The following is a 25707-nucleotide window of genomic DNA, read 5'->3' as shown; positions in this document are numbered from 1 at the left end:
GTACCGTGGTACCTTGGTAACATGCCGAACATCGAGCGGACGCAGACCGGGCTGCGGATCGAGCGCAACACGCTCAAGGTGCTCAAGGCGCTGGCCGAATACCTCGATCTGTCCCTCGGGGACCTGGTCGAAGGCATGGCGCTGCACGCCTTCGAGGGCAAGCTGCCCTTCACCCCGGAAACCCTGACCAAGATCGACCAACTCAAGCAGGTGTACGGGCTGAGCCTGACGGCGGCCGACGCGCACAGACTCGAGGAGCGACAGTGACCGCCCACCGCCAGACCGCGAGCGGCACCTTCACCCTCGCGCTCCCGCCGCACGAGGCGTTCCGGTTGTTCACGCCGATCGGCGAGCGGGACTGGGCGCCGGGATGGGACCCGCGGTTCACGGCCGCCACGACCGACGACTCCGCGCCCGGCACCGTCTTCGTCACCGACGCGCACCGGCAGACCGCGATCTGGGTGGTCGTCGACCGGGAGCAGGGCCGATCGATCCGTTACGCCCGCGTGCTCCCGGGCAGCACGGCCGGCACGGTGACGGTCGTGCTGCAAGACGATGCCGGGCACAGCGCGGTGACGGTGACCTACGACCTCACCGCGCTCACCGACGACGCGGCGCACGACCTGCACCATTTCATCGAAGGGTTTCCCGCCTTCCTGGAGTCGTGGCGGCAGGCCATCGGCCGTGCGTCAGGCCACCAGGTCGTTGGCGGTGCGCAGCACCGGGTGGGTGACCAGCGCCGCGGTGTCTAACGGCGCCGGGGCGCTGACATGGAGCGTGGCCTCCTCGCCGGGCAGCAGGGTCAGCATTCCGGTGTCGACGCGGGCGTCCGGATGCAGGTGGTCGACCAGCACCGTCAGGTCCTTCACCAGCGAGTGGGCCCGCACCAGCACGTCGTAGCCGTCGCCGGTCGGTCGCACCGACGCCTCGACCGCGTCGACCGCCAGGTCGAGCGCCGGGTCCTCGACGAAATACCAGAGGGCGCGTTCGCCCGTGTCCAGCGTGACGACCACGAACTCGCCGGCCGGGTCCGCGGGCGCGAACACCTCCGCGGCCAGCGGCACGGTCGCCGCCGCGCGCGGTGCGACGCTCAACTTTGCGGTGCACGACGCGAGCGTCCTGCCGTCGAGCGACATCCGGACCGCGTGCGCCGTCGTCCGCCAGTGCTCGGCATGGTCATTGTGGACGGTCAGCGACGACGGGCGAAGGGATGCGAGGCGGTCGGCGAACACCTCGCGCAGCGCGTGCCACAACGGTTTGCGGATGCCGCGCGAGTCGACGGCCGACCACGACACGACCGGCCAGCAGTCGTTGAGCTGCCACAGCACGGCGCCGGTGTTGAGCGGGAACAGCGACCGGAAGTGGCTGATGCCGAAGCGGATCGCGCGGGCCTGGTTGAGCTGCGTGGCCCAGTGCCAGTCGACGAACTCCGCCGGGACCAGCAGGTGGTCGCCGAGCCCGCGTTCGAGCTTGCCGTTGCCGTCGACGGCCTTCTGGTGGACCAGCATGTGCGGCCCGTGCGGCGAGGCGGGGGAGTCGTGCACCGCCGCGCGCAGGGTGGAGATGGCCGGCGGGCCCTGGAAGCCGAACTCGGCGACGAACCTCGGGCGGTGCCTGGCGTACGCCGTGTAGTCCTCGGTGTTCCAGACATCCCAGATGTGCATCGTCCCGTTGGACTCGTCGTTGGGATGCAGGTAGGGATCGATCGACGACGGGCTGCCCGGTGAGTAGGGCGTGCCGGGCGCGAGTTCGGCGACGATCCGCGGGAACAGCTCGGTGTAGTAGCCGTCGCCCCAGGTCGCGCCGCGCAACCGGGCCCGCCAGCCCCAGGACGCGTACCCCCAGAGGTTCTCGTTGCCGCCGTTGAACAGGGCCAGGCTGGCGTGCCCGGCCAGCCGGGTCACCGCCTCGCGGGCCTCGGCCTCGAACTCGCCGGCGAGCGGTTCCTCCTCCGCATAGGCGGCGCACGCGAGCAGGAAGTCCTGCCAGACGAGCAGGCCCTTCCGGTCGCAGGCGGCGTAGAAGTCCTCCGACTCGTAGACGCCGCCGCCCCAGACCCGCACCAGGTTGACGTTGGCCTCGGCCGCGTCGTCCAGCGCCCGGTCGAGGTCGGCGGCCGTGATGCTGGGTAGGAAGGAGCTGTTCGGGATCCAGTTCACGCCGCGTACGTAGACGTCGGTCCCGTTGACCGCCAAGCGGAACGGGTTGCCGACCTCGTCCGGCATCGTGTCGAGCGTGACGCTGCGGAAGCCGACCCGGGTCCGCTGCCGGTCCAGCACCATCCCGTCCGCCGACAGAAGGTCGACGTCGAGATCGTAGAGCGGCTGGTCGCCATGGCCGCGTGGCCACCACGGCGCGGCGTCGGGCACGGTCAGCGCCACGTGGGCGCGGTCGTCCGACACGGGCGCCGTGCCGCCCGCGCCACCGACGGCGAGCCGGACCGACAGGCCGGTGGCGCCGGCCGTCTCGACCTCCACGTGCAGGTCGAGCGCACAACCGGTGGCCTCCGCGTAGGACGTCAGCGGTCGCAGCCCGGCGATGCGCGCGACCGACCAACTCTCGACCGCGATCGACCGCCAGATCCCGGCGGTGACGATCTCCGGGCCCCAGTCCCAGCCGAAGCTGTAGGCCGGCTTGCGGATCGCGTTGAACGGGTGCGCCCGGTCGACCAGCGGCCGCGGCCCGAGGGCGGCCGATGCCGAGCGCGCCGCCCGTGCGGCCGACGCGAACCCGATCCGGATCTCGTTCTCGCCGGCCCGCAGCGCGCCGCCGACGTCGAACCGGTAGGCGCGGTGGTGGTTGGCCGTGCGCGCCACCTCGACTCCGTTGAGCCAGATGGTCGCGATCGTGTCGAGGCCCTCGGCCACCAGGTCGTGCCGGTCCTGCCCCGTCGGCTCGAACGTGAACGACCGCCGGTATTCCCAGTCGGTCCAGCCGATCCAGGCGAGCGCCGGCTCGTTGGCGCCGTCGTACGGGTCCGGGATCAGTCCGGCGGCCAGCAGATCGGTGTGCACGACACCGGGCACGGTCGCGGGCACGCCCGCGCGCAGGGCGTCGGCGAGTTCCGCGGGGACGGGCCCGGCACCGGCCTGCAGCGTCCACGCGCCGTCGAGCAGGTTCCTCATGCCGCGCTCCGCACCGTGACCACGCCGTCGACGGCCGGCACCCGCTGACCGTCCACGACGACGCTGAAACCGTCCGGCCCGCACACCACGTCGACGGTCCGGCCGCGGAATCGCAGCCCGCGCAGGGCGACCCGGCCGGGCGCCGGCGGTGGCGCGATGACCAGGCTACCGTCGGGCTGCGGCCGCACGCCGGCGAGCCCGAGCAGGATGGCCTCCGCGCCGGCCAGCCCGGCGATCACGTTGGCCCGGCGGCCGACCGGGGGTGCGGCCGGCCGGTCGGAATAGTGCTCCTGCGGGAAGTAGGGGTAGTGCTCACCCATCCACAGCAGCCGGGACAGCACGGTCCAGGCCAGCTCGGGCTCGCCGCGCTCCCACAGGGTCAGCGCGAGTTGCGGCGCCTCGCCGGTGTAGGCCCCGGCCCCGGACCAGTCGGTGTCACCGATCTCGTAGTGCCGCTCGTCCTCGCCGCTGACGCTGCTGACGCCGTAGGCGCCGAGGAAGGCGCCGGGCCGGACCCGGGAGATCAGGTCGGTGGCCATTTCGGGGGTGCAGGCGCCGGCGCGCAGGGCGTCGAAGGCCTGCACGGAGTACGCGAGCTCGGTGTGCCCGTCCGGATAGCGGCTGCGGAACCACCTGGCCTCGGGGTCCCAGAGCTGCTCGGCGACCGCGGTCCGGATCCGGGCGGCGGTGGCCCGCAACTCGTCGACCGGCAGCACCGCCCCGGATGCCTCCGCGAGGGTGGCGAGCGCGTCAAGATACGCCGCCCGCTCGGCGTTCGGGCTGGCCACCACGTGCTCCCAGCCGGCGCCGCGCATCTCCAGCAGGTTGTGCTGGGTGCCGTAGTCGCGCAGCTCGCCGGCCGCCGGGAACCGCGCGTCCAGGGTGGCCACCGCGTCGTGCAGCCGTTCGACCAGGCCGGGTGCCAGGCCCCGCTGGCCGGCCACCGCCGTCGCCAGGGTGACCAGCGACCAGCCGCTGTAGGCGTAGGCCACGCCGAGGCCGGTGCCGTCGGGCGCGATGGCGTAGTGCCGGGTCAGGTCGGCCTTCAGCATCGCTTCCAGCAGTTCGGTCGCGGTGTCGCCGAGCATCAGCGTGAGCACGTGCGGCGCGTAGCCGCCGGTGTCCCACATGTAGGCACACAGCGCTCCACCGTCCACACCGGACGTAGCCACGAATGGGTTGGTGATGAAGGCCGGGTTGTCCCACAGGCAGACCAGGCCGCTGGCGAGGCTGCGGTGCCAGTAGTCGGCGAGCCCGGGAATGTCGGTCTCCAGCCGGGGGAGCCCGTCGAGCGCGGTGGCCAGCCGCCGTTCCCACCGCTCGCCGGCGAGCGCGGCGGCCGCGGGTGGCGGCGCCGCGCCGACCGACACGGTCAGGGTGAACGAGGCCCGGCCGCCGCCCGGCACCACCCGGCGCAGGTCGTCGTGGGCCAGCGTCAGCGGCTCGTCGCCGGTCGGCGACGGCGGCATCCAGCCCCATTCGGCCAGCGGCACCTGTCCCGCGCCCTCGCTCGACAACGTCGGTCGAAGCGTGACGGTCGCGGCATCCGAGGCGCGGTTCTCCACGTCGACCTTGAGGACGTAGCCGGCGGTGCCGTGCAGGGGAGTGAGCCGGCTCGACACGCCGAGCGACACCAACCGGCCCTCGTCGTATTGGTGGAAGGTGCCGTGCCGGTCCACCCTGTCAGGTCGCCAGGTGCCGCCGGCCGGGAGCAGGCCGAGGCCGAAGCCGGCGATACCGGGTCGGACGCCGTCGCTCACCTGCCGGCCGTCGACGTCCACTGTGACGGTGAGCGTGCTGTCGGGTGCCGCGTACGGCGGCGCGAACCAACCGCCGACCCCACAGACCGTGCCGGCCGTGGCGAGCACCGAGTTCCAGCCGCTGGTGACCCAGACGTTGGTTGGCGCCATGTGCGCGCGGAGGTCGAAGGCGAAATCGTGCAGTGAATAGCCTGCGGGCATGCCGGTTCCTCAGGTGTCCTAGGGATGAGCTCCGAAGCGAGGCACCAACGGGGACCGGCGAGGCCCGTAACGACTCGGAGTTCGAGCCTGCCATCTCTAGGTCTCGGCGCGCAAATGCCGGTCCGGCAGCGGGCCGGTTACGGGATTGTTTCGCGGAGGCATTGCGGTTGGACCGGTCCACTGCTAGCGTCCGGCACAGGCGTTGGACCGCTCCAACGCGACCGGCGAAATGCGATCACTTGGTGTCTCCCGCCGCGGAGGCGCGTACCACAATGGAGCGAACCCGTTCATCGCTGCCACCACGGAGGACCCACATGCCGAAGCTGACGATTCGCGACATCGCGCAGCTGGCCGGGTTGTCGAAGAGCACGGTCTCACTCGTGCTCAACAACAGCCCGAAGGTCGACCCGGCCACCCGGGACCGGGTCCTCGAGGTGATGCGCGACCACAACTACACCCCGAGCACCGCCGCGACGGCGTTGGCGAAGGGACGTACCCCGTTCATCGGGATGATCGTGCCGGGCCTGACCTGGCACATGGTCGCCGCCGTCAACTGGGGCGTCGCGTCGGTGATAGAGCAGTCGCCGTACGAGATCATCCTCTACACCAGCACCAACGAGAAGGACTACTCGTCTCTCGTGGAGCGGATCAGGGCGTCCGGGCTCTCGGCCGGCCTGCTGGTCGTCACACACGACCAGCCGCTCGACCCGCTGGAGAAGCTGCACCGGGCCGGCCTGCCGGTGGTGCTGGTCAACACGCTCGGGACGCCCTCGGCGCTGCCGTCCGTGCAGGCCGACAACTACGAGGGCACCCGCTCCGCGCTGCGCCACCTGGTCGACCTCGGGCACGCCCGGATCGCCTGCGTGCAGGGCCTGATGGCCTACGAGTGCTGCCAGGAGCGCTATCGCGGCTATCTCGACGGCCTGGCCGAGGCCGGGATCGCGGCGGATCCGGAACTGACCGTCGACGGCAGCTTCCATCCACCGACGATCCGGGAGCGGGTCACCGAGTTGCTCGCCCGGCGCGACCGCCCCACCGCGATCGTCGCGCAGAACGACAACACCGCGTACGCGGTCATGCAGGCGGTGATCGACTGCGGCCTGCGCGTGCCGCAGGACGTCTCGGTCGTCGGCTTCGACGACATCGCCTCGTCGGCGGACACCCATCCGCCGTTGACCACGGTGCGGCAACCCTTTCCCGAGATGGGTAAGGCCGCCGCACGGCTGCTGCTGGAGACCATCGACGGCGCGACCGGCGATGCCGGACCCGTCCGCATGTCGACCAGCCTGATCGTCCGCGAGAGCACGGCCCGCGCGGCGAAGAAGCCCTACCGCCGGGCCCGCCCGCCGGCCGCCGGTCCCGACGCCGCGCCCCGCACGTGGAGCGGGCTCGGGCCCAACGTCAGCCGAACCTCCTAGCACAGCCCCCATCTTCACCAGCTGCTCTGTCGACAAGGGACAGAGGGCCTGGTGAAGCGCTGCCACCGTCGCCACCGGAAAGGCATCGCTCATGAGACCGCACAGAAAGCTCGGCACCACCGTCATCGCCGCCATCCTGCTGAGCACGGCCCTCGTGCTGGTCGCCGACCCGGCCAGCGCCGCGGCGCCGGTCGAGGTCATGCCCGCCGACCCGCTGGCCGCGTTCACCCAGGTCAAGGGCGACCCCGCGCCCCGGTTCGAGATCGTTCCGGTGACACACACCGACTTCAGCCAGGCGCTGCAGGTCACCACCACGGCGGCGCCGGTCAGCTCCGGCCTCGACGGCGAGTACGAGATCGCCCTGGGCGCCGAGATCGGCGGCGCGGTCAAGAAGGACGACGCCGCACTGGCCAGCTTCTGGGTCCGCAGCGTCACGCCGGTCGCCGGCAGCGACTCCGGGCAGGCGACGTTCGTCTTCGAGCGCGACGGCGGCAGCTACACGAAATCGGCCAACGCGCCGCTGAAGCTCGGCGCGCAGTGGCAGCGCTTCACGTTCCCGTTCCGGATCGCCGAGGATTACGCGCCCGGTGACGCGCACTTCCAGCTCTGGCTCGGCTACGGGCCGCAGGTGCTCCAGATCGCCGGCGTCTCGGTGCTCGACTACGGCCAGGGCGACCCGGCCGGTTACCCCGCGGTCACGTACGCCGGCCGCGAGAGCACCGCCGCGTGGCGCACCGCCGCCGCGGCCCGGATCGACCAGTATCGCAAGGGCGACCTGACGGTCGACGTCGTCGACGCGAACGGCCACCCGGTGCCGGGCGCCGACGTCAAGGTGGCGATGCAGGACCACGACTTCGACTTCGGCACCGCCGCGTCGGCGCCGTGGCTGGTCTCCGACTCGCCCGACGGCGCGAAGTATCGCGACGTGGTGGCGAAGGACTTCAACTCCGTCGCCCTCGGCAACGACCTGAAGTGGAACTACTGGGAGGACCAGGCCACCCGGACGAACAACACGCTGCCCGCGCTGGAGTGGCTCAAGGAGCAGGGCCACACCGTGCACGGGCACAACCTGGTCTGGGGTTCGTGGGGGCTGATGCCGCCCGACGTGCGCACCCTGGCCGGCGACCCGGCCGCGCTGCGGGCCCGGATCGACGGGCACGTCACCGACGAGGTCAGCGCGCTGCGGGGCATCGCCGACGAGTGGGACGTGGTCAACGAGCCCTACTCGGAGCACAACGTCACCGACGTCCTCGGCTCTGCCGAGATCGGCCGCTGGTTCGAGCTGGCCCGGCAGGCCGACCCGGACGCGCTGCTCTACCTCAACGAGTACGACCTGATCGAGGACAACGGCTGGAACCTGCGTAAGCAGAAATACATCCACGACCTGCTGGCCGACCTGCTCGCGCAGGGCGCCCCGGTCGACGTGCTCGGCATCCAGGGCCACTTCAGCGGGCTGCAACTCACCCCGCCGGCCGACCTGCCCGCCCTCTTCGACCGATACAGCAGCCTCGGCCTGCCACTGGAGATCACCGAGTTCGACGTGGCGACCGACGACGAGCAGTTGCAGGCCGACTACACCCGCGACTTCCTCACGATGGCGTTCAGCCAGCCGTCGATCACCGGCGTGAGCAGTTTCGGCTTCTGGGAACCCAACATCTGGAACCCGCTGGTCGCGTTCTACCGGCCGGACTGGACCCCGAAGCCCAACCTGCTCGCGCTGCGCGACCTGGTCTTCAAGCAGTGGTGGACGAACGCTTCCGGCCGGACCGCGGCCGACGGCCGCTACAGCGTGCGCGGGTTCCAGGGCCACTACCTGGTGACCGTGACCGTCAACGGCGTGGCCAAGCAGGTCGAGGTGGACATGCCGACCAACGCGGGCGCCAGGGTGAAGGTGGTCGCTGACGGGATCGGCACGACCGTGCGGGCCGACCTGGGCAACACGATCGTGGCCGGCGGGTTCGAACACGGCACCAACGGCTGGACGCCGCTGGCTCCCGGGACCACCGCGGTGACCGACCCGATCGGCGGCGCCGGCGCGGTGCGCACCGCGGCCACCGCCACCAGCGGCAGCGGCCTGCGCCAGCCGGTGCTCGGCCTGACCGGCGGCACCAACTACACGCTGGCGGGGTGGGGCCGGTCCGACGGGCCCGACAACCAGTGCTTCATCGGCGTACGCGGCGGGCCGGCACCCGGCACGACCAGCTTCCAGCACACGCTGAACTATCGCGACGAGTCTTCGTACACCCAACAGGTTGCCGCCTTCACGGCGCCTTCGGGGACCGGTTGGGCCGAGGTGTTCCTCTGGCAGAACCCCGTTCCCGGCGGACGCACCTGCACCTTCGACGAGGTGTCGCTGACACCGACCGTCGGCACGCCGCCGCCACCGGTGGCACCGCCGTTCGTCACGCCGAAACTGCCGGGCAACACGAACACGCTCGCCAACGGTGACATCGAGGGCGGCACCACCAGCGGCTGGTACTGCCTGGGCGGGTGCGGCGGACTCGCCGTCGTCGGCAGCCCGGTGCACGGCGGTTCGGCCGCGCTGAAGGTGACCGGGCGGTCGGCCAACTGGGTCGGCCCGGCGCAGGGCGTGACGGTCGGGCTGAACGGCCGCTACGACGCGTCGGCCTGGGTCCGGCTGGCGACACCGGGCACGGCGACCGCGGAGATCCGGCTCAAGGTGTGGACCTCGACCGGCCAGGTGACGATCCCGTTCGGCTCGGCGGCGGTGAGCGACTCCGGATGGACGCAGATCCGGGGCACCAACGTCCCGGTCTCGTTCACCGGATCGTTCTCCCGGGCCGAGTGGTGGATCGACACCACGGCCGGCACGCCCGACCTGCTGGTCGACGACATGGCGTTCAACGTGCACGCATCGCCGCCCGCGGGAGTCGACCTGCTGGGCAACGGTGACGTCGAGAACGCGAGCCCCGGCTGGTACTGCTTCTCGCCGTGCACGTCCAGCGCGGTGACCGCCCCGGTGCACACCGGCCGGCAGGCGCTGCGGGCCACCAACCGCACCTATGAGTGGGCCGGGCCGGCGCAGGGTGTGCAGCTCACCAACGGTGCCCGCTACAAGACGGCGGCGTGGATCCGGCTCGCCGACGGTGCACCGGACACGACCGCCCTGATCAAGGCCAAGCTGTATTTCTCCGACGGCACGACCACCTCGGTGCCGCTGGCCTCCGGCCCGGTCACCGCGGCCGGATGGACCCAGGTCACGGCCAACGACATCCCGCTGACGTGGACCAAGACGCTCAGCCGCGCCGAGTGGTGGATCAGCACCACCAGCGGGGCCGACGACCTCTTCGTCGACGACGCCGCCCTGCAGCCGGCCGGCGTCGATCGGACCACCTTCGCCCCGGTCGTGCCCCGGGACGTCTGCGTGGTCGACAACCACAACGGCACGCACACGGCGTACCTCGGCTACAACAACCCGAACGCGTTCGGGTTGCCCGTGCCGGTCGGCGCCCGTAACACCTTCGCCACCACCCCCGCCGACCGCGGGCAACCGGTGGCGTTCCTGCCCTTCCAACGCCCGCGCCGGGTGGCCATCCCGTTCGCCGACACGTCATCCGTGACGTGGCAGCTCGGCGGGCAGAGCGCCACCGCGACCGCCACCACGTCCCCTTGTGTCTGACCTCGTCCCAGGAGAAGCAACCATGCAACGACGTACGTTGATCAAGGCAGCCGTCGCGGCCGCCTTCACCCCCGCCCTCGCCGCCTGCGGTTCCGACGACAAGGCCGCGGCCGGCTCACAGATCGCCAGCTGGGACTGGCTGGTCAGCCAGGCCGACTGGATGGACAACGAGATCAAGCTCTTCCAGGCGGCGCACGGCGACACCTCGATCCGCAAGACCACCCAGGTCACCGACAAGTACCCGGACCTGTTCGCGCTCGCGGCGCGCAGCGGCACGGCGCCCGACGTGTTCCAGATCGCGCGTACGCCCACGGTCTCAGAGCAGGTCAGCTCCGGCTGGCTGCTCCCGCTCGACAAGTGGGCAACCGAGTCGTGGAAGGCGAAGTTCGGCCCGGGCTGGTTCGGCGAGGGCGGCAACACGTTCGGCGGCAAGACCTACAGCGCGCCGTTCAACGGCGCCGGCTCCAACCTGCAGCTCTACTGCCACCACGGCCTGTTCAAGCAGGCCGGTCTGGTCAACGCCGACGGCACACCGCAACTGCCGAAGACCTGGGACGACGTGACCCGCGCGGCCGAGGCGATCACCAGCAAGGCCGGCGGCAAGGCGTTCGGCCTCGGCTTCGGCAACTCACAGGGCGGCGCGCTGGCGTGGCTGACGGAGATCTTCACCCGGGGCGCCGGCTCGGTGGGCGGCACCAACAACCTCGACTACCGGGTCGGCAAGTGGACCTACGGCACCGACCGCAACTACGCCGACTTCATCGGCCTGCTGCTCGACTGGAAGCGGCGCGGGTTCATCTTCCCGACCGCGATGAGCGCCTCCGACGAGCAGGCCCGAGCCTTCTTCGCACAGGGCAAGTTCGGCATGATCGTCAACGGCGTGTGGAGCCAGGCGGCCTGGAAGGAGTCGAAGTTCACCGACTACAGCCTGGTCACGCTGCCGTCGCCGACCGGAACGCCGCAGGGCTACTTCTACTACGGCCAGGGCAGCAGCGCCCGGATGTTCGGCATCTCGGCGAAGACCGCCAACCCGGACGCGGCCTTCGCCTGGCTCGACTGGCTCTACAGCAAGGAGGCCGGGCAGCGGTGGGTCAAGGCCGGCCTCGGCCTGTCGGCGTACGCGGAGAACAACGACCCGTCACTGGTCGACTTCGCGCCGTTCGCGCAGTACGTGGCGACCTCGACCACCAACCTGCCGGGACCCGACCCCACGTTGCGCAACCCGGAACTGGCCACGGTCAAGGTCGACGCCGTCAAGCCGGACATCAACGACGTGCTCGCCGGCCTCTACACCGGCCAGCTCAAGGACGTCGCCGGTGCGCTCTCGGACCTTGACGGGCGGCTCAACAAGGCGCAGGAGGACGGGGTCGCGGCGGCCGCGAAGGCGGGTGCGAAGGTCAGCATGGCCGACTACACCTTCGCCGACTGGGACCCGACGAAGCCCTACGTGGTCAAGCCGGCCTGACAACAGCGGGGCGCCGCCGGGCCCATCGGCCCGGCGGCCCCGCGCCACCGACGACAAGGAACACCGAATGAACGTGCGCCGCGAGTCGCTGGCCGGCCGGATGTGGACGGCCCGCTGGTCCTACGCCTACGCGCTGCCGATGCTGGCGCTCCTGCTGGTCTTCATCGTCTACCCGATCGCGGCCTCGCTCGGCTACACCCTCTACAGGTGGAACGGCATCGGGGATCCGAGTGAGTTCGTGGGGCTCGACAACTTCCGCCGGATCATCGGCGACTCGATCTTCTGGGGTGCGGTCAGGCACACGTTCCTCTACGTCGCGATCGTCGTACCCGTGCAGCTTTTCCTGGCTCTCGGTCTGGCCCTGGTGCTCAACCAGAAGAAGCTGCGCTTCGCGTCGTTCTACCGCACGGTCTTCTTCCTGCCGGTCGTCACGTCGGCCGCGGTGATCGGCGTGGTCATCCAGTTGCTGTTCTCCAACTTCGGCGACGTCATCAACAACGTCCTGCGCGACCTGCACCTGATCGACGACTACATCGACTGGCTCGGCGACCCGCGGTTCGCGATGGGCATCATCATCGTGGTCGGCATCTGGCACACGCTGGGCTACAACCTGGTCTACTTCCTGGCCGGCCTGCAGACCATCCCCGAGGAGTTGTACGAGGCCGCGCGGCTCGACGGTGCCGGCCGCTGGGCGTCGTTCCGGTTCATCACCGTGCCGATGCTGCGCTCGGTCGGCATCGTGATCCTGCTGCTCGCACTGGTCGGCTCGTTCCAGGTCTTCGACATGGTGCAGGTGCTCACCAACGGCGGCCCGTTCTTCGCCACCGAGGTCGTCAACACATACATCTACCACCTGGCTTTCGGCGGTACGGGCGACGTCGACCCCGACGTCGGTCTGGCCTCGGCGGCGTCCTTCTTCTACGGGATCCTGCTGATCGCGCTCTCCGTCGTCCAGGTCGTGGTCCTGCGCTCGCTGGCGCGGCGCCGGGCCGCGAAATAGAAAGGCTTCGCCATGTCGTCCGTCGCCACCGAGCGGGTGCCCGCTCCGTCCCCGCCGGCCACGCCGCTTCCGCCCCGACCCCGGCGCCGTCGCCGCCCCCGCGCCGCGGTGGTGATGACCCACGTGGCGCTGCTGGTCAGCGGCATCGCGTGGATGTATCCCTTCCTGTGGACGCTGGGCAGCTCACTGAAGGACACCGACGAGTTCTTCGGCCGCGGCCTCAACCCGCTGCCCGCGCACCTGCTGTGGAGCAACTACCAGCAGGCGTGGGAACAGGCGTCGTTCGGCACCTACTTCGTCAACACGTTGCTCATCACCATCGGCACCTGCGTAGGCACCTTGCTGGTGACCGCGATGGCCGGCTATGTGCTGGCCAGGGCCCCGTTCCCCGGTCGGGGTCTGTTCCTGTTCCTCATCTCGGCGACGCTGTTCCTGCCGCACGGCTACACGATCATTCCGATCTTCGACCTGATGGAGAAACTGGGCCTGCTCAACTCCCTCTTCTCGATCATCATCGTCCAGGCCGCGGGCGGCGTCGTCTTCGGCACGTTCCTGTTCATGGGCTACTTCCAGACCATCGACGCCGAGCTGGAGGACGCGGCCAAGGTCGACGGTGCGAACTTCCACCAGACCTTCTGGCGGATCATGTTGCCCTTGTCGGGCCCGATGCTGGCGACGGTCGGCCTGTTCACCGCCATCAACGCGTGGAACAGCTATTTCATCCCGCTGGTCTTCACGCTGGCCCGCCCGGAGCAACGCACCCTGTCGGTCGGCATGTACGCCTTCATCGGCGAGAACTCGACACAGTGGACATTGCTGTGCGCCGGTTCCATCATCACGTTGGTCCCGATCATCGCCCTTTTCGTGATGCTGCAACGCTTCTTCGTCAACGGCCTGGCCGGCGCCATCAAGGGCTGACCGCGTGCGGCCCACCCGTCCGCACCCGAGCGGGTGGGCCGCACCGGTGGGGCCACGGCCGCGTCCGGAAGCCGGACCCTAGTGCCGGTGGCTATGGTCCGGCTGGGCCGGGTCCGCCGGGTGCTCGGCACCGGGCGCGCGCCGGACGCGGTCGCGCATCTCGACGTCGAGCCAGCGCGCGAACGCCGCCGCCCGCGCGGCCGCCGACAGCGACGCCGCCGGGTCCGGGCCGCCGGTGTCGACGGTGTCGAGGACCTCGAGCACGTCGGCGCCGGCGGTGACGACGCCGCCCGGCGGCGCCGCGAAGACGAGCGGCCCGAGTGCTTCGGCACGACGCAGCCGATACGGCCGGCCCCCGTTGACCGGCCGGCCGGCGCGGACGTGCCGAACCACTCGGACCTCTTCGGCGGCCAGGTCCGGGTTGGCCGCCCGGTAGGCGGCGATCTCCGCCGCCGTGACCGTCACATCGACCGTGACCGCGTCGAAGACGGCCGCCGCGTGCGGTGAGCGGGCCAGGGCGGCGGCCGCGATGCTGCCCAACGACACCCGGTCGGCGTCCGGCAGCGGGCCCGACGCCGCGAGTTCGAGGCGGGCCGCCGTGGCGCCGATAACCGCCTGGACCACCAGCACCTGGATCACCCAACGCCGCAGTTGCCGGCCCTCGGCCGTGTCCGGGGGCGGGAACGCGTGCCCGCCCGGGCCGCGGTAGAGCCGGCCCAGCTCGGCGTCGACCGCTGCCGCATCGACCGGCTCGCCGTCGACCCAGGCCACCGCCGCTGCCCGAGCACCACCGGGCCCATTACGGATCCAGGCCGGCGTCACGGGTCGACCACCAGCCGCACCGGTGCCGTGTAGGCGACCCGGCCGAACCACATCACCTTGGCCAACGCCCACCAGGTGCCCGGCGCGGCGTCGGCCGGCACGGTCACCTCGATGCCGGCCGACGCCTTGCCGCCCGCGTCGACCGCGAAGCCCTGCGTGTGCGGCCCGAGCATCTCCCACGTGCCCCACGGGCTGATCACCTGGACCTCGCCGTGCACGGCGTAGGCGGCCGGGTTGGCCAGCGCCAGCGTGATTGTCGCCTGCCCGCCCGGACGCAGCCGGAGTTCGTCGACGTCGAGGTCGGCGGCGAGCGCGGGGCCGGGATCGCCGATCGGCAGGACGTCTTCGACCGTGGTGCCGGCGTGGTCCAACCGGGCCGTGACGACCCCCGTTGGCTCGGCGCCGGGGCCGGCGGCGAGGTCGACGGCGAAGGAGGTCCACCCGCCGGGGGAGAGGCGCACCGGGCGCTCGGCCGGGTCGACCGACCAGCCGGCCGGTGCCTCGACCCACACGGTTCCGTCGAACGAGGCGTCCGTGAGGTCGCTCGCCACGGTCACCGAAACCGCACCGTCGTGGGCGCGGTGCAGGTGCACGCTCACCGGTTGGTTGCCCATCGGCGCGGGGCCCCTGTTGTGCAACCAGTAGCTCGCGAACACCGGCTGCACCGGCTCGGTCCGCGGCCCGATCTCGACGGACGAATCACCGGCCGGCGCGTCGAGCAACCACGTGCCGATCTCGAACGGCGCCAGTGCGCCGACGTCACCGGACCGCGGGCGCTCCAGCACGTCGGCCCGGCCGGTGACGGTCAGGCCCGGCCCGTCGAGCCGCACCGCGACCGGGCGCCCGTGCGGCTCGTAGACCCGGGCGGTCACACCCGCCCGGGCAGCGGCCGGCCGGCCCGACGCCAGCGGGTCGCCGGTGGCCTTCAGCGCGGTGAGCACCGCACCGGGCGACACGGTCAGCAGCGCCGAGTCGGGCGGCAACGTACCCGGGTGTGCCGAAGCGACCACGGCCACGAGTGGATGGTTGTAGTCGTGCGCCTGCCCGGTGATCCCGGCCGCCCGCCAGTCACCGTCCGAGGAGGTGAGCGCATAGTCGAACGAGTGGCTCCAATGCTGCAGGGCGAAGGCTGATCCGTCCGGCGCGGTCCGCCGCGGCGGGTCGATCCACACGCCGGTCGGCCAGCCGGTGCACGACCGCACCAGCGACAGGTGCAGCCCGCCGTCGGCGGTCACCGCGAAGCCGGGTATGCCCCGGTTGAGCACCGCGACGGTCCGGTCCGCGTAGGGCTCCGCCGACCACAGCGCCGCGGGCTGCGGCACGTCGATCGAGGCGTCGGCCAGGTCGCGGACGAGGGCGGCCAGTGCCGCGGCGTCGTCATCGTCCGACGCGACCAGCAGGACGGGCAGGTCGCGCACGCCGGTGAGGTCGGCGCCCGGCCGCCAGACCTCGTCCAACGGCGACGAAGCGGGTAGCCACATGCGCACGGAGCCGGTGGTGGCCAGCTGCCGGGCGAACGAGGCCTCGTAGGCCGGGCCGGCGGCCGCGAGCGCCCGGGCGGTGAAAGCGTTGCGAGTGGGACCCCCGACGGCGATCCGCACGTCGGGCAGGTTCGAGTCGATCTGCGAGCGGCCGTAGCGCGGCGCGTCGGGCTCGGTGCAGGTCGCGGTGACCCCGGCGCGCACCAGCGCCACCGCGAGCGGCCGCCCCAGACCGGCGGGATCGGCGGTGACGACCTCGGCCACACCGATCGCCCGCTGACCGACGGCGGCACCGTCGGCCAGGGTGACCCGGGCGGTGGTCCCCGAGCCGAACCAGCGGTACGCCGGGTTGTCCAGCGTCCACGGGTGAAGGGCGCTGTCGACGTCGGGATGCGCGAACCCCCGCGCGACCACGGCGTTGGCCACCTCGGACAGCGGCAGCCCACCCGGCACACCGACCGGCCACCGCAACCGCACCAGGTGGTCGCTGCCGGTGAACTCGTCGACCCGGGTCTCACAGTCCACCCGCGACAGTCCGTACATCAGCGTCAGCGTCTGCGTGTAACGCACCGGCCCGACGACACCGGTCACGACGACCCGCTCGCCGACCGGGCTGTGCTCGACCCGCACCGAGGTGGCGGCCTGCGAGCCGGAGGCCGCCACCGGGCCGCCGGTCGGCAGCAGGTGCCACGGGCCCTCGTGGAACTCGGGGTGTTCGGCGTACTCGTCGTACACCAGGATCTCGTTGCCCACCCGCCCGGGCCGCAGCAGTTCGCGCCCGCTGGCCACCTCGACGAGCGAAGCGACCGTCCCGCCGCGGGCCGGGTCGACCGTGAGCCGGTAAGCGGAGTTGGCGATGCGTAAACCGTCGGCAGGAGTCCAGCCGGCGGCGGCGGCCGGCATCAGCCGGTAGGTCCGATGGCCCAGCGACGGCACGTCCCGCGCCAGAAACGTCAAGCGGTCGCCGGACCGCACGGCCGGCACCGGCGCCCCGGAAGCGTCCGCGACCCGCATCGCCGGATCGATCGGAACGCTGATGACGTCGGTGCGCGACCACGACGACGGGTTGAAGACCAGCACACTGGCGTCGGTGGTCGCTATCTGGTCGGCGAGGTGGTGCAGGGCGCCGGAGTGCACCGTTCGTGCGAGATCGTGCGCCTCCCGCCACCCGGCCAACAGGTCGAGGTAGACCTGGTCCGACTCCGTCCCGGTGATCGCGTCGTGGTGCGCGCCATAGATGAGCAACCGCCAGGCCCGGTCCAGCGCCTCGACCGGATAGCGCGCCGACCCGTGCACCGAAGCCAGCGTCGCCCACTTCTCGGCGTCGACGAGCAGGTTCTCCACGACCCGGTGCGCCTGCTTGGTGTCGATGTAGGACACGTCCTTGCCGGTGTATATCGGGTTCATGTCGCGGGTCTGCGGGCTCAGCGCGGGACGCGCCTCGCGCACCGCCCCGAAGAACTCACGGGGCGACGAACACACCAGCCGCGGCCACAGATAGCGGCTGTTCCAGTCACGATGGATGGCCGTGAGCCATTTGTTCGGCGGCGAATAGTCGGTGCCGACCGGCAGCAGGATATGGCGGGTGGCCGCCGCCGGGCGCATCAGGCGCCACAGCCGCAGCACCGCTTCCTCGGCCTCGGCGAGGGTCGCGGCCGAGTCCATCCACCACCCGGCGCTGTAGTGCGCCGGCATGTAGCTGGTCAGCAAACCCTGCCCGCTCGGCGCGATCCACTCGAACTCGCTCGGGAACTGCATCGCCGACGCGTCGGTCACCACGTCGCCGGCCACCCGCATCATCGGGCCCCACTGGTGGAAAGGACCGCGCGCCCACGAACTCGACGTCAGCCCGGCGTCGGCCATGATGCCGGGAAACTGTGGATCGTGTCCGAACGCGTCGAGCTGCCACGCGGTCGCCGGGTCGCCGCCGACCACGTCCCGCTGGAAGCCGAGACCGTGCACGACGTTGCGGATGGTCGTCTCGGCACCGGTCAGGTTGGTGTTGGGCTCGTTGTAGGTCCCGCCCATCAGCTCCAGCCGGCCGCCGGCGAGCAGCCGGCGGATCAGCGCACGGTCCTGCGGATAGCGGTCCCAGTAGGGCTTGAGATAGTCGACCTCGGCCAGCACGAAGGTGTAGTCCGGATCGCGCCGGGCCAGTTCCAGGTGCGTGCGGACGAGGTCGAACCCGGTGTGCTGGTAGGCCGCGCGGTGCTCCTGCGCCGGGCCGGGCAGGCCGTTCCACTCGCTGGTGTAGGCGGCCTGGGTGTTCCACCACACCGGGTCGTAGTGGAAGTGCGAGACCAGATGCACGGTCCAGCCGGGCTCGGCCACGACGACGGTGCCGGAGCCGTGCGCCGTCTCGCCGCCGCAGCGCGCGGTTACCGACACCGGCACGGAAGCGCCGACCGGCCCGTCGACCGCCAGACCGACCTCGACCACCGCGACGCCCGCGGCGTCCGGGTCGGCGGCGAAGCCGGAAACCTCCACGGGTACGCCCGGAGCCGCACCCGCGACCCTGACCCGCACCACCTGCCGCGGCTCGCCCACCGTCCCCACGAACAGGTCGGTCGACTCGATCGCCTCGATCCGCAGGGACATCAGGCCTCGAGCAGCGTGGTGAGGTCGACCGCACGCCCGGTGCGGAACGACTCGTTGGCCCCGAGCCCCGGCAGCAGCGCGAGCAGCCCGTCGCCGGCGTCGGCCCGGTCGGCCAACTGGTCCGCGGCGCCGTCCAGCAGCGCGGCCAGCATCCGCTGGTCGCCGCCGCCGTGCCCGGCGTGGTCGAACGAGGGAACCGTCACCTCCTCCGGCGGCTGCCAGAGCCGGCGGACCAGGATCCGGGCCCCGCCCGCCGTCGCGGCCGCGAGGTCACCGTGCACGGAGCCCTTGGCGGACTCGACCCGGGCCGCCGGCTGCGTCCACCGTGCCTCCTCGACCTCGAGTTCCAACCGGCCACCGGTGCCGTTGAACATCACCCGGTAGCCCTCCCACGGCGAGTACGCGGTGAGGTGGTAGCTCATCGAGGCGCCGGTGTCGTACCCGACGACCAGCGCCATGTCGTCTTCGATGGTGATGCCGTCGCCGAACACGTTCTGGTCGCGGATGTAGCCCGAGTCGGCCTCCGCGTCGAGGTAGAGCCCCCGTAGGCCCGGGTTGTCGGCCAGGTGGATGGCGAACGGGTCGTCCTGCGCGGCCGGCGAGCCGTGTGCCCGCACGTAGTCGCGGGCGTAGCCGGTCCGCCGCCCGTTGGCGCCGTAGAACGCCAGCCGGCCCTGGCCGTAGACCGACACGGGCCGCGCGCCCAGCCACCAGTTGACCAGGTCGAAATGGTGGCTGGCCTTGTGCACTGTCAACCCGCCGGAATTGACGCGCTCACGATGCCAGCGCCGGAAGTAGTCGGCGCCGTGCCGCACGTCGAGCAGCCACTCGAAGTGCACCGACACGACCTCGCCGATCGCGCCGGACCGGAGCAGCTCACGGACCTTGGCGTGGACCGGGTTGAACCGGTAGTTGAACGCGACGCTCAGGTCGCCGCCGGTGTCCCGGACGGCGGCCATGATGCGGCGGGCCTTGGCCGCGTCGGTGGTCATCGCCTTCTCGGTGATGACCCGCGCGCCTGACCGCAGCGCGGGAACGATGTAGGCGTCGTGGGTGGCGTCGGGCGAGGTCACCACGACCAGGTCGGGCACGTCCTGAAGCAGCCGGTCGAAGTCGACCGGTGCCCAGGTCCAGGCCGCCGGGCGGCCGTGCTCGGCCAGCAGCGCGTTGTGGAACGCCATCCGGGTCGGGCTCGGGTCGCAGAGGCCGACCACCTCGTACGCGGGCCGGCTGGCCAGGCCCGCGGTGAAGAGTTGGGCGCGATGGCCGGTGCCGACGATGGCGACCCGTGACGCTGGCATGGCTGTTGCCTTTCGGTCTCGTGTGGACCGCGCTGGACCGGTCCACCGCGACAGGGACGCTAACAGTGGACCGGTCCAACAACAAGCCGTACGCTAGCCGGAATGTGGCGGCCACAGCTGCGGGCAGACCCGCGGATCCGTGTAGTCGGGCACCCCGTCGACCTGTCCGACCAGCCGGTCGTTGCCGTGTCGGGCCGGCCGGCCGGCCGGCCCGACATGCCGCCGCCATCGGTTGTCGGCCGGTTGCAGGTGTATCGCCAGCGACCGGCGCGGCGTGCTCCCGTGGTTGGGGCCGCTGCCGTGCACCGTGCGGCAGTGGTGGAAGCTGACCTGCCCGCGCCGCATGGCGGTCGGCCGCACCTTCACCCGGAAGCCCTGCCGGGCGATCCGGTCGGTGAGCAGGTCCAGGTCCTGCGCGAAGAAGTCCAGGCCGTCGACGTCCCAGTGGTGGCTGCCCTCCAGGAACGACACCGAGCCGCCGGCCTCGTCGACGTCGTGGAAGGCGACCCAGGCGGTGAGCATGTTCTCCGACGAGCAGGTCTGCCAATACTGCCGGTCGGTGTGCCAGCCGACGTTCGCGTCCGGCCCGGCGGTGTCGACCGGCTTGTAGAGCAGTTGGTCGTGCCAGAGCCGGATCCCACCGGCGCCGGCGAGCCGAGCCGCGCTGGCGGCGATCGCCGGATGGCGCACGAGGTCGGCGAGTTCGCGCACCACGAGCGACGCGTAGTCGTTCTTGCGCAGCCCGGGCCCGTCGGCCGGGGTCCAGCCGTGCGGGCCGTCGAGGTCGGCGTCCCGTTCCCCGGCGTAGAAGCGCCGCATTCCACGCTCGGCGGCGTCGAGGACCGCGCCGGGCACGATGACCGGCGAGACCCAGAAACCGTCGTCGCGGTACGCCGCGACGTCCTCGGGTCCGGGCAAGAAGGAGTGATCCATGGTGTCGAACGTAGGTAGCGGGCCCGGCGCGTTCGTGCCTGATCCGACCGAGTTCGGTGCGAAACCGAACGCGCTGATCCTGCACGGCAAGCCGGGCGAGGCGGAGTTCTACGACCCGTCGGTGCCCTCGCCGAGCAACCACCACTGGCTGCCCTGGCTGGCCAAGCAGCTGATCGTGCGGGACATCCCGGCGCACACACCGGAGATGCCGCGGGCCTTCGAGCCCGACTATCCGGCCTGGCGGCACGAGTTCGAGCGCTACGACGTCGGCCCGCGCACACTGTTCGCCGCGCACAGTTGTGGCGCCGGGTTCCTGCTGCGCTGGCTCAGCGAGCACCCCGGCGTCTTCGTGGGCCGCGTGGTGCTGGTCGCGCCCTGGCTGGATCCGACCGGCCGGGCGCCGGGCTTCTTCGACTTCACGCTGGATCCGCGGGTAGCCGCGCGTACCGCCGGCCTGACGGTCTTCCACTCCGATGACGACTTCGACGACATCCAGGTGAGCGTGCGGCGGATCCGCGACACGGTGGTCGACCTGCGCTACCGCGAGTTCCAGGGGTACGCGCACTTCGCCCGGCCGACCTTTGCGGAACTGCTCGGCGCGCTGGTGGACTGATGTCCGGTGTAGCGGTGTTCCGCCCGTCCGGGGTGACCGCGGGGTTCCACGCCGACGTGCGCACCGAACCCGGCGACGGCACCGGCCTCGTCCACGCCGGCGAGCAGTGGACCCCGGCCCGGTTCCGGATCGCGTCGCACACCCACCGGGTCTGGGAGTTCTACCTCCAGATGCACGGCGAGAGCAGCTGGCAGGCCGGTGGCGAGGTGTTCGCGCTGCGGCCGGGCCACCTGCTCGGCGTCGGGCCCGGCGTGCCGCACCACATGCGTGACGAGTCGGCGCGGCACAACCATTTCTGCTTCGCGGCCGTCGACCTGTCGCCCGTGCTGGTCCGCCACCCGGACCTCGCCGCCGACTGGCGCGGGCAGCCGCCGGCCGTGCACCGGGCCGGCTCCGACGCGCTGGCCGAGACGTTCCGGCAGATCGGCCGGGAGCTGACCGCGGTGCGCCGGCACGGCACCACCGGGCTGCTGCTCGCGGTCGACCGCCTGGTGCTCGAGCTGAGCCGCCAGCTACGCGACACCCACCCGGTGCCGACGCTCGCCAGCCACCCGGCGGTCGCGGCCGCCCGCAACCTGATCGACCGGGACAGCGCGCGGCGCTGGACGCTCGACGAGCTGTCCCGGGCGATCGGGCTCGCACCGGGCTATCTGGCCCGGCTGTTCGCGCAGGAGGTGGGCATGACGCCGCACCGCTACCTCAACGAGCGCCGGGTGGAGCGGGCCCGGCACCTGCTCGCCGGCGGCGACCTGCCGGTCACCACCATCGCGTTCGCGGTCGGGTTCGGTTCCAGCCAGCACTTCGCGCGGGTCTTCCGGCAGGTGACCGGGCGAACGCCGCGGGAGCACCGGCGGGCGGCGCAGGGTCAGGACCAGGCGTTGGCGTCGCGGAACGGGAAATGACGCGCGGCGTCGAAGGTCGGCACCGGCTGGTAGCTGTTGACGCCCTTCTCACCGCGCAGCCAGAAGGCGCTCGGGAAGGGCTGCTCGTCGCCGAGGATCCGGGTCGAGGTCGGGATGTAGCGGATGGTCAGCCCGCAGCGCCGGTGGGGGCTCGTGTTGGCGTTGCTGCCATGGATGATGTTGGGGTGGTGCACCTCGACGTCGCCGGGGCGCAGCACGATGTCGACCGCGTCGGCCTCGTCGACCTCGACCGCGATCTCCTGGCCGAGCACGTTGTCGACCTCGGTGTTGGCCCGCATGGCCGCGATGTCGCGGGTGTGGCTGCCCGGCACCAGGCGCACGCAGCCGTTGTCCGGTGTGGAGTCGTCGACGGCCAGCCACAGGGTGACCACCTCCATCGGCTCCAGCGGCCAGAACGCGCTGTCCTGGTGCCAGAGCACCGGCTGGCCGGTGAAGGGCGGCTTGCTGATGTAGTGCGAGGCGAACAGCGCGAGGTCGGGCCCGACGAACTTCTCGGCGATGTCGAGCAGCCGGTCGTCGCTGATCAGGCGGATCCAAAACGGGTCATCGCGCAGGAAGGTGTGGCCGAGCTGCTCCGGCCGCACGTCCGGATGCCGCCGCTCCAGCCAGGCGACGTGGTCGCTGGTCTCGGCGATCAGGTCGGCGTCGATGACGTCGCGGAAGATGGCGTAGCCGTCGCGGTCGTACGAGGTGTCAGACATGCCGTTGACCGTGCCACCGCCCCGGGTGCGCGGGATACGGCCGGCCGGAACCAGAACTTGTAGTGTGTTGATGTGGCCGAGCGGGCGGAACGGTTCGAGGACCACGCGCTCGGCCGGCCCTTCCACGCCGCCCTCGTCGACCTGAAGAGCCGGTCCAACCCGCACAGCCACCGCGACTACTTCGAGGTGATGGCGGTGGTCTCCGGCGCGGGCGAGCAGGTGGTGTCGCAGGCCGGGGTGCAGCCGTTGCACCCGGGCGACGTCGTGCTGGTCCGGCCGCGCGACCACCATACGATCGTCGGCCCGCTGCGCTTCTACAACATCGCGTTCCCGGCCACCGGCTGGCGCGCCTTCGCCGGCCTGGCCGGCCTCGACCCGCGGTGGGGCGGCGGCGCGCTCCCGCCGCTGGTGCGCGACGACCGCGGTGTTGACCTCTGCGCGGCCACCCTGCGCCGGTTCCACGACGCGCCGCGCCAGCCCGACCTGCTGCGCTTCTGGTGCGACGTGGTCGACCTGCTCGTGCCGGCCACCCCGGCGCCCGGTCCGCCGCCCGGGATCCCCGGCTGGTTGCTGACCGCCACGGCGGCGATGAGCCGGGAAGATCACCTGCGCGAGGGGCTACCCCGGCTGCGCGCGCTGGCCCACGTCAGCGCCGCCCACCTCGCCCGCACTGTGCGCCGCCACTACGGCACCACGCCGACCGGCTTCGTCGCCGACCTGCGGCTGCGGCACGCGGCCGCCCTGCTGGCCACCACCACCCGCACGGTCTCCGACATCGCCTACGCGTGCGGGTTCGCGAGCGCCTCGTACTTCAGCCGCCAGTTCCACGAGGCGCACGGCTCGTCGCCCCGCACGTTCCGCGACGCCGCGCGGCACGCCTTCGTGCCGCGCCGCTAGAGCAGCTCCGCGTCGTGCACCAGCAGGGCCACCTGCACGCGGTTGTTCAGGTCGAGCTTGGCCAGCAGCCGGGAGACGTGTCCCTTGACCGTCGGCACGCTCATCGACAGCCGGGTGCTGATCTCGGCGTTGGACCAGCCCTGGCCCAGCGCCACGGCGACCTCGCGCTCCCGATCGGTGAGCCTGGCCAGCCGGGCCCGGGCGCGGTCGCGGCGCGGGCCGGCGAGCGGGTCGGCGACGTGGTCGATCAGCTGGCGGATGACCGCGGGCGACAGGGTGGCCGACCCGGCGGCGACCGTGCGCACCGCCTCGATGATGTCCAGCGGCGGGGTGTCCTTGAGCAGGAAGCCGCTCGCGCCGGCCCGCAGCGCGTCGAGCACGTGCTCGTCGGCGTTGAAAGTGGTCAGCACGATCACGTGCGGCGGCGCCGGCCGCGACCGCAGCCGGCGGGTGGCCACCAGTCCGTCCACCGTGGGCATCCGGATGTCCATCAGGACGACGTCGGGCCAGTGCGCGTCGGCCAGCGCGTCGACCTCGGTGCCGTCGCGGCCCTCGGCGACCACCTCGATGTCGGGCGACCCGCCCATCAGGATCCGTAGGCCGGTCCGCACCAGCGGGTCGTCGTCGACGATGGCCAACCGGATGCGCTTCACGCCGGCCACGGCAGCCAGGCCTCGACCCGGAAGCCGGCACCGTCGGGGCCGTGCTCGACCCGGCCGCCGGCCAGGGCCACCCGCTCGGCGATGCCGACCAGTCCCATCCCGGCGCCGGGCCCGGCGGGCGGTGCGTCGCCGAGCGGGTTGGTGATCCGGACCCGCAGGTCGGCGCCCGCCGCGCCGTCGAGCAGCACCGCCACGGCCGCACCGGGTGCGTGCTTGCGGGCGTTGGTCAACCCTTCCTGCACGACCCGGTAGAGCGTGCGCCCGAGCACCACGGACGGGCCGGAGGGCTCGACCTCGCAGGTGAAACTCACCGTCATGCCCGTCGCCCGGGCGTCGTCGACCAACTCCGCCAGGTCGGCCAGGCCGGGCTGCGGCGGCTCGGGCCGACCGGCCGCACCCTCGCGCAGCACGCCGATCACGGTGCGCAGCTCCTGCAGGGCGTCGTGCACGCTGGTGCGGATCGCGCCGGCCGCGACGGCGATCTCCTCGGGCCGCGCGTCGGTGCGCACCTCCAGCGCCCCGGCGTGCAGGCTGACCAGTGACATCCGGTGGGCGAGCACGTCGTGCATCTCCCGCGCGATGCGGGCCCGCTCGGTCAGCCGGGCCTGGTCGACCCGCAGGTGCTGCTCGGCCTCCAAGCGCGCGGCCCGGTCGCGCAGCGAGTGGGTCAGCCGCCGGTTGCCCTGCACGAACAGGCCCCAACCGATCGCCGCCGAACTCGGGCCGGCACGGGCCACCAGGTCGACCCAGAGCGGGAACTCCGGCCGGTCGTGCAGCAGGAAGTAGACCGGGACGGTCGCGACGTAGGCCGCCGCGAGCAACAGGGCGACCCGGGCCCGGCGGTGCACCGCCACCGTGAACAGCGCGACGACGGCCGCGCCGGTCGACAGCACCGACACCGCGGTCACCGGGAGCACCGCGACGGCGACGCCCACCGGCCAGCGCCGGCGTGCCAGCAGGCCGAGACAGCAGCCGGCGCCGATCGCGGCGTCGACCGGCCACGGCACCGCCGCACCCGGCCTGGTCGCGTCGCCGATCGACACCATCAGCGCGCCGTAGACCAACGCGCAGCCGATCGCGATCACGTCGGCGAGCCGGTCCCGCACCCCGGATCCGCGGCTGCCCGGCGGCTCGGGCACGAGCAGCGTGAAGGGCAGACCGGACATACGCCGAGGGTACGGCCCGGACCGGGCGATGGGCAGCGCCGGAAGTCCGCATCGGACCCCTACCAAAGTCGTGGCCGGGACCG

At 72.0% G+C, this 25707-nt stretch carries 19 protein-coding genes; 10 read left to right on the top strand and 9 right to left on the bottom strand.

What is annotated here, in order from left to right:
* The first annotated feature begins 21 nt into the window (after positions 1-21).
* Both AB0J74_RS12275 and AB0J74_RS12270 read left to right on the top strand, forming a co-directional pair.
* Positions 22-267, top strand: coding sequence for a hypothetical protein (locus tag AB0J74_RS12275; protein ID WP_363447511.1), 246 nt, complete (start codon positions 22-24; stop codon positions 265-267).
* Positions 264-752: an SRPBCC family protein gene (locus AB0J74_RS12270; RefSeq protein ID WP_363447509.1), complete on the top strand. Its 489-nt coding sequence runs from the start codon at positions 264-266 to the stop codon at positions 750-752. The genes AB0J74_RS12275 and AB0J74_RS12270 overlap by 4 nt, the downstream gene beginning before the upstream one ends.
* Here AB0J74_RS12270 and AB0J74_RS12265 read toward each other — a convergent pair.
* Positions 690-3125 (bottom strand): glycoside hydrolase family 2 protein, encoded by a 2436-nt coding sequence (locus tag AB0J74_RS12265; protein WP_363447507.1) that lies wholly within the window; start codon positions 3123-3125, stop codon positions 690-692. The two genes, AB0J74_RS12270 and AB0J74_RS12265, sit on opposite strands and share 63 nt — an antisense overlap.
* Positions 3122-5086 (bottom strand): hypothetical protein, encoded by a 1965-nt coding sequence (locus AB0J74_RS12260; RefSeq protein ID WP_363447505.1) that lies wholly within the window; start codon positions 5084-5086, stop codon positions 3122-3124. Before AB0J74_RS12260 ends, AB0J74_RS12265 begins: the two co-directional genes overlap by 4 nt.
* 314 nt (positions 5087-5400) lie before the next feature.
* Here AB0J74_RS12260 and AB0J74_RS12255 point away from each other — a divergent pair, with 314 nt between their 5' ends.
* From AB0J74_RS12255 to AB0J74_RS12235, 5 genes are all read left to right on the top strand, one after another.
* Positions 5401-6504 (top strand): LacI family DNA-binding transcriptional regulator, encoded by a 1104-nt coding sequence (locus tag AB0J74_RS12255; RefSeq protein WP_363447502.1) that lies wholly within the window; start codon positions 5401-5403, stop codon positions 6502-6504.
* A gap of 91 nt (positions 6505-6595) precedes the next feature.
* Positions 6596-10144 carry an endo-1,4-beta-xylanase gene (locus tag AB0J74_RS12250; RefSeq protein ID WP_363447500.1) on the top strand — a complete coding sequence of 1183 codons (3549 nt, stop codon included), beginning with the start codon at positions 6596-6598 and terminating at the stop codon, positions 10142-10144.
* A 22-nt stretch (positions 10145-10166) separates the two neighbouring features.
* Positions 10167-11609 (top strand): extracellular solute-binding protein, encoded by a 1443-nt coding sequence (locus AB0J74_RS12245; protein ID WP_363447497.1) that lies wholly within the window; start codon positions 10167-10169, stop codon positions 11607-11609.
* A gap of 67 nt (positions 11610-11676) precedes the next feature.
* A complete protein-coding gene (locus tag AB0J74_RS12240; protein WP_363447495.1) occupies positions 11677-12609 on the top strand; it encodes a sugar ABC transporter permease in 933 nt (310 codons plus the stop codon).
* A gap of 12 nt (positions 12610-12621) precedes the next feature.
* Positions 12622-13527: a carbohydrate ABC transporter permease gene (locus tag AB0J74_RS12235; RefSeq protein ID WP_363447493.1), complete on the top strand. Its 906-nt coding sequence runs from the start codon at positions 12622-12624 to the stop codon at positions 13525-13527.
* A gap of 78 nt (positions 13528-13605) precedes the next feature.
* On the opposite strand, the gene AB0J74_RS12230 is transcribed toward AB0J74_RS12235, so the two are convergent.
* The 4 genes from AB0J74_RS12230 to AB0J74_RS12215 form a co-directional block, all read right to left on the bottom strand.
* Positions 13606-14298: a hypothetical protein gene (locus AB0J74_RS12230; protein WP_363447491.1), complete on the bottom strand. Its 693-nt coding sequence runs from the start codon at positions 14296-14298 to the stop codon at positions 13606-13608.
* Positions 14299-14345: 47 nt separating this feature from the next.
* A complete protein-coding gene (locus tag AB0J74_RS12225) occupies positions 14346-18428 on the bottom strand; it encodes a glycoside hydrolase family 38 C-terminal domain-containing protein (protein WP_363447490.1) in 4083 nt (1360 codons plus the stop codon).
* Positions 18428-19729, bottom strand: a complete 1302-nt coding sequence (locus AB0J74_RS12220) for a Gfo/Idh/MocA family oxidoreductase (protein WP_363447489.1) — start codon at positions 19727-19729, stop codon at positions 18428-18430. The genes AB0J74_RS12225 and AB0J74_RS12220 overlap by 1 nt, the downstream gene beginning before the upstream one ends.
* Before the next feature lie 93 nt (positions 19730-19822).
* Positions 19823-20662 (bottom strand): phytanoyl-CoA dioxygenase family protein, encoded by an 840-nt coding sequence (locus AB0J74_RS12215; RefSeq protein ID WP_363447487.1) that lies wholly within the window; start codon positions 20660-20662, stop codon positions 19823-19825.
* On the opposite strand from AB0J74_RS12215, the gene AB0J74_RS12210 reads away from it, so the two are divergent.
* Both AB0J74_RS12210 and AB0J74_RS12205 read left to right on the top strand, forming a co-directional pair.
* The gene (locus AB0J74_RS12210; protein ID WP_363447485.1) at positions 20661-21275 is read left to right on the top strand and encodes an alpha/beta hydrolase; all 615 of its coding nucleotides are present in this window, start codon (positions 20661-20663) and stop codon (positions 21273-21275) included. The two genes, AB0J74_RS12215 and AB0J74_RS12210, sit on opposite strands and share 2 nt — an antisense overlap.
* Positions 21275-22177 carry an AraC family transcriptional regulator gene (locus tag AB0J74_RS12205; protein ID WP_363447483.1) on the top strand — a complete coding sequence of 301 codons (903 nt, stop codon included), beginning with the start codon at positions 21275-21277 and terminating at the stop codon, positions 22175-22177. Before AB0J74_RS12210 ends, AB0J74_RS12205 begins: the two co-directional genes overlap by 1 nt.
* On the opposite strand, the gene AB0J74_RS12200 is transcribed toward AB0J74_RS12205, so the two are convergent.
* Positions 22141-22899 carry a phytanoyl-CoA dioxygenase family protein gene (locus AB0J74_RS12200; protein WP_363447481.1) on the bottom strand — a complete coding sequence of 253 codons (759 nt, stop codon included), beginning with the start codon at positions 22897-22899 and terminating at the stop codon, positions 22141-22143. The genes AB0J74_RS12205 and AB0J74_RS12200 overlap by 37 nt on opposite strands.
* 72 nt (positions 22900-22971) lie before the next feature.
* On the opposite strand from AB0J74_RS12200, the gene AB0J74_RS12195 reads away from it, so the two are divergent.
* The gene (locus AB0J74_RS12195) at positions 22972-23796 is read left to right on the top strand and encodes an AraC family transcriptional regulator (protein WP_363447479.1); all 825 of its coding nucleotides are present in this window, start codon (positions 22972-22974) and stop codon (positions 23794-23796) included.
* Here the strand turns inward: AB0J74_RS12195 and AB0J74_RS12190 are convergent.
* Positions 23793-24449, bottom strand: coding sequence for a response regulator transcription factor (locus AB0J74_RS12190; protein ID WP_363447477.1), 657 nt, complete (start codon positions 24447-24449; stop codon positions 23793-23795). The two genes, AB0J74_RS12195 and AB0J74_RS12190, sit on opposite strands and share 4 nt — an antisense overlap.
* The gene (locus AB0J74_RS12185) at positions 24446-25624 is read right to left on the bottom strand and encodes a histidine kinase (protein WP_363447475.1); all 1179 of its coding nucleotides are present in this window, start codon (positions 25622-25624) and stop codon (positions 24446-24448) included. Before AB0J74_RS12185 ends, AB0J74_RS12190 begins: the two co-directional genes overlap by 4 nt.
* Positions 25625-25707: the final 83 nt, after the last annotated feature.

The organism is Asanoa sp. NPDC049573 (assembly GCF_040676615.1).
GTDB lineage: Bacteria > Actinomycetota > Actinomycetes > Mycobacteriales > Micromonosporaceae > Asanoa.
This window is presented reverse-complemented; position numbering and strand designations above follow the sequence as displayed.

Bases quoted from the DNA above. Each gene is read 5' to 3' on its own strand.
- AB0J74_RS12275 (WP_363447511.1), top strand. From the start codon at position 22: ATGCCGAACATCGAGCGGACGCAGACCGGGCTGCGGATCGAGCGCAAC.
- AB0J74_RS12265 (WP_363447507.1), bottom strand. From the start codon at position 3,125: ATGAGGAACCTGCTCGACGGCGCGTGGACGCTGCAGGCCGGTGCCGGG.
- AB0J74_RS12260 (WP_363447505.1), bottom strand. From the start codon at position 5,086: ATGCCCGCAGGCTATTCACTGCACGATTTCGCCTTCGACCTCCGCGCG.
- AB0J74_RS12255 (WP_363447502.1), top strand. From the start codon at position 5,401: ATGCCGAAGCTGACGATTCGCGACATCGCGCAGCTGGCCGGGTTGTCG.
- AB0J74_RS12250 (WP_363447500.1), top strand. From the start codon at position 6,596: ATGAGACCGCACAGAAAGCTCGGCACCACCGTCATCGCCGCCATCCTG.
- AB0J74_RS12245 (WP_363447497.1), top strand. From the start codon at position 10,167: ATGCAACGACGTACGTTGATCAAGGCAGCCGTCGCGGCCGCCTTCACC.
- AB0J74_RS12240 (WP_363447495.1), top strand. From the start codon at position 11,677: ATGAACGTGCGCCGCGAGTCGCTGGCCGGCCGGATGTGGACGGCCCGC.
- AB0J74_RS12235 (WP_363447493.1), top strand. From the start codon at position 12,622: ATGTCGTCCGTCGCCACCGAGCGGGTGCCCGCTCCGTCCCCGCCGGCC.
- AB0J74_RS12225 (WP_363447490.1), bottom strand. From the start codon at position 18,428: ATGTCCCTGCGGATCGAGGCGATCGAGTCGACCGACCTGTTCGTGGGG.
- AB0J74_RS12220 (WP_363447489.1), bottom strand. From the start codon at position 19,729: ATGCCAGCGTCACGGGTCGCCATCGTCGGCACCGGCCATCGCGCCCAA.
- AB0J74_RS12210 (WP_363447485.1), top strand. From the start codon at position 20,661: ATGGTGTCGAACGTAGGTAGCGGGCCCGGCGCGTTCGTGCCTGATCCG.
- AB0J74_RS12215 (WP_363447487.1), bottom strand. From the start codon at position 20,662: ATGGATCACTCCTTCTTGCCCGGACCCGAGGACGTCGCGGCGTACCGC.
- AB0J74_RS12205 (WP_363447483.1), top strand. From the start codon at position 21,275: ATGTCCGGTGTAGCGGTGTTCCGCCCGTCCGGGGTGACCGCGGGGTTC.
- AB0J74_RS12200 (WP_363447481.1), bottom strand. From the start codon at position 22,899: ATGTCTGACACCTCGTACGACCGCGACGGCTACGCCATCTTCCGCGAC.
- AB0J74_RS12185 (WP_363447475.1), bottom strand. From the start codon at position 25,624: ATGTCCGGTCTGCCCTTCACGCTGCTCGTGCCCGAGCCGCCGGGCAGC.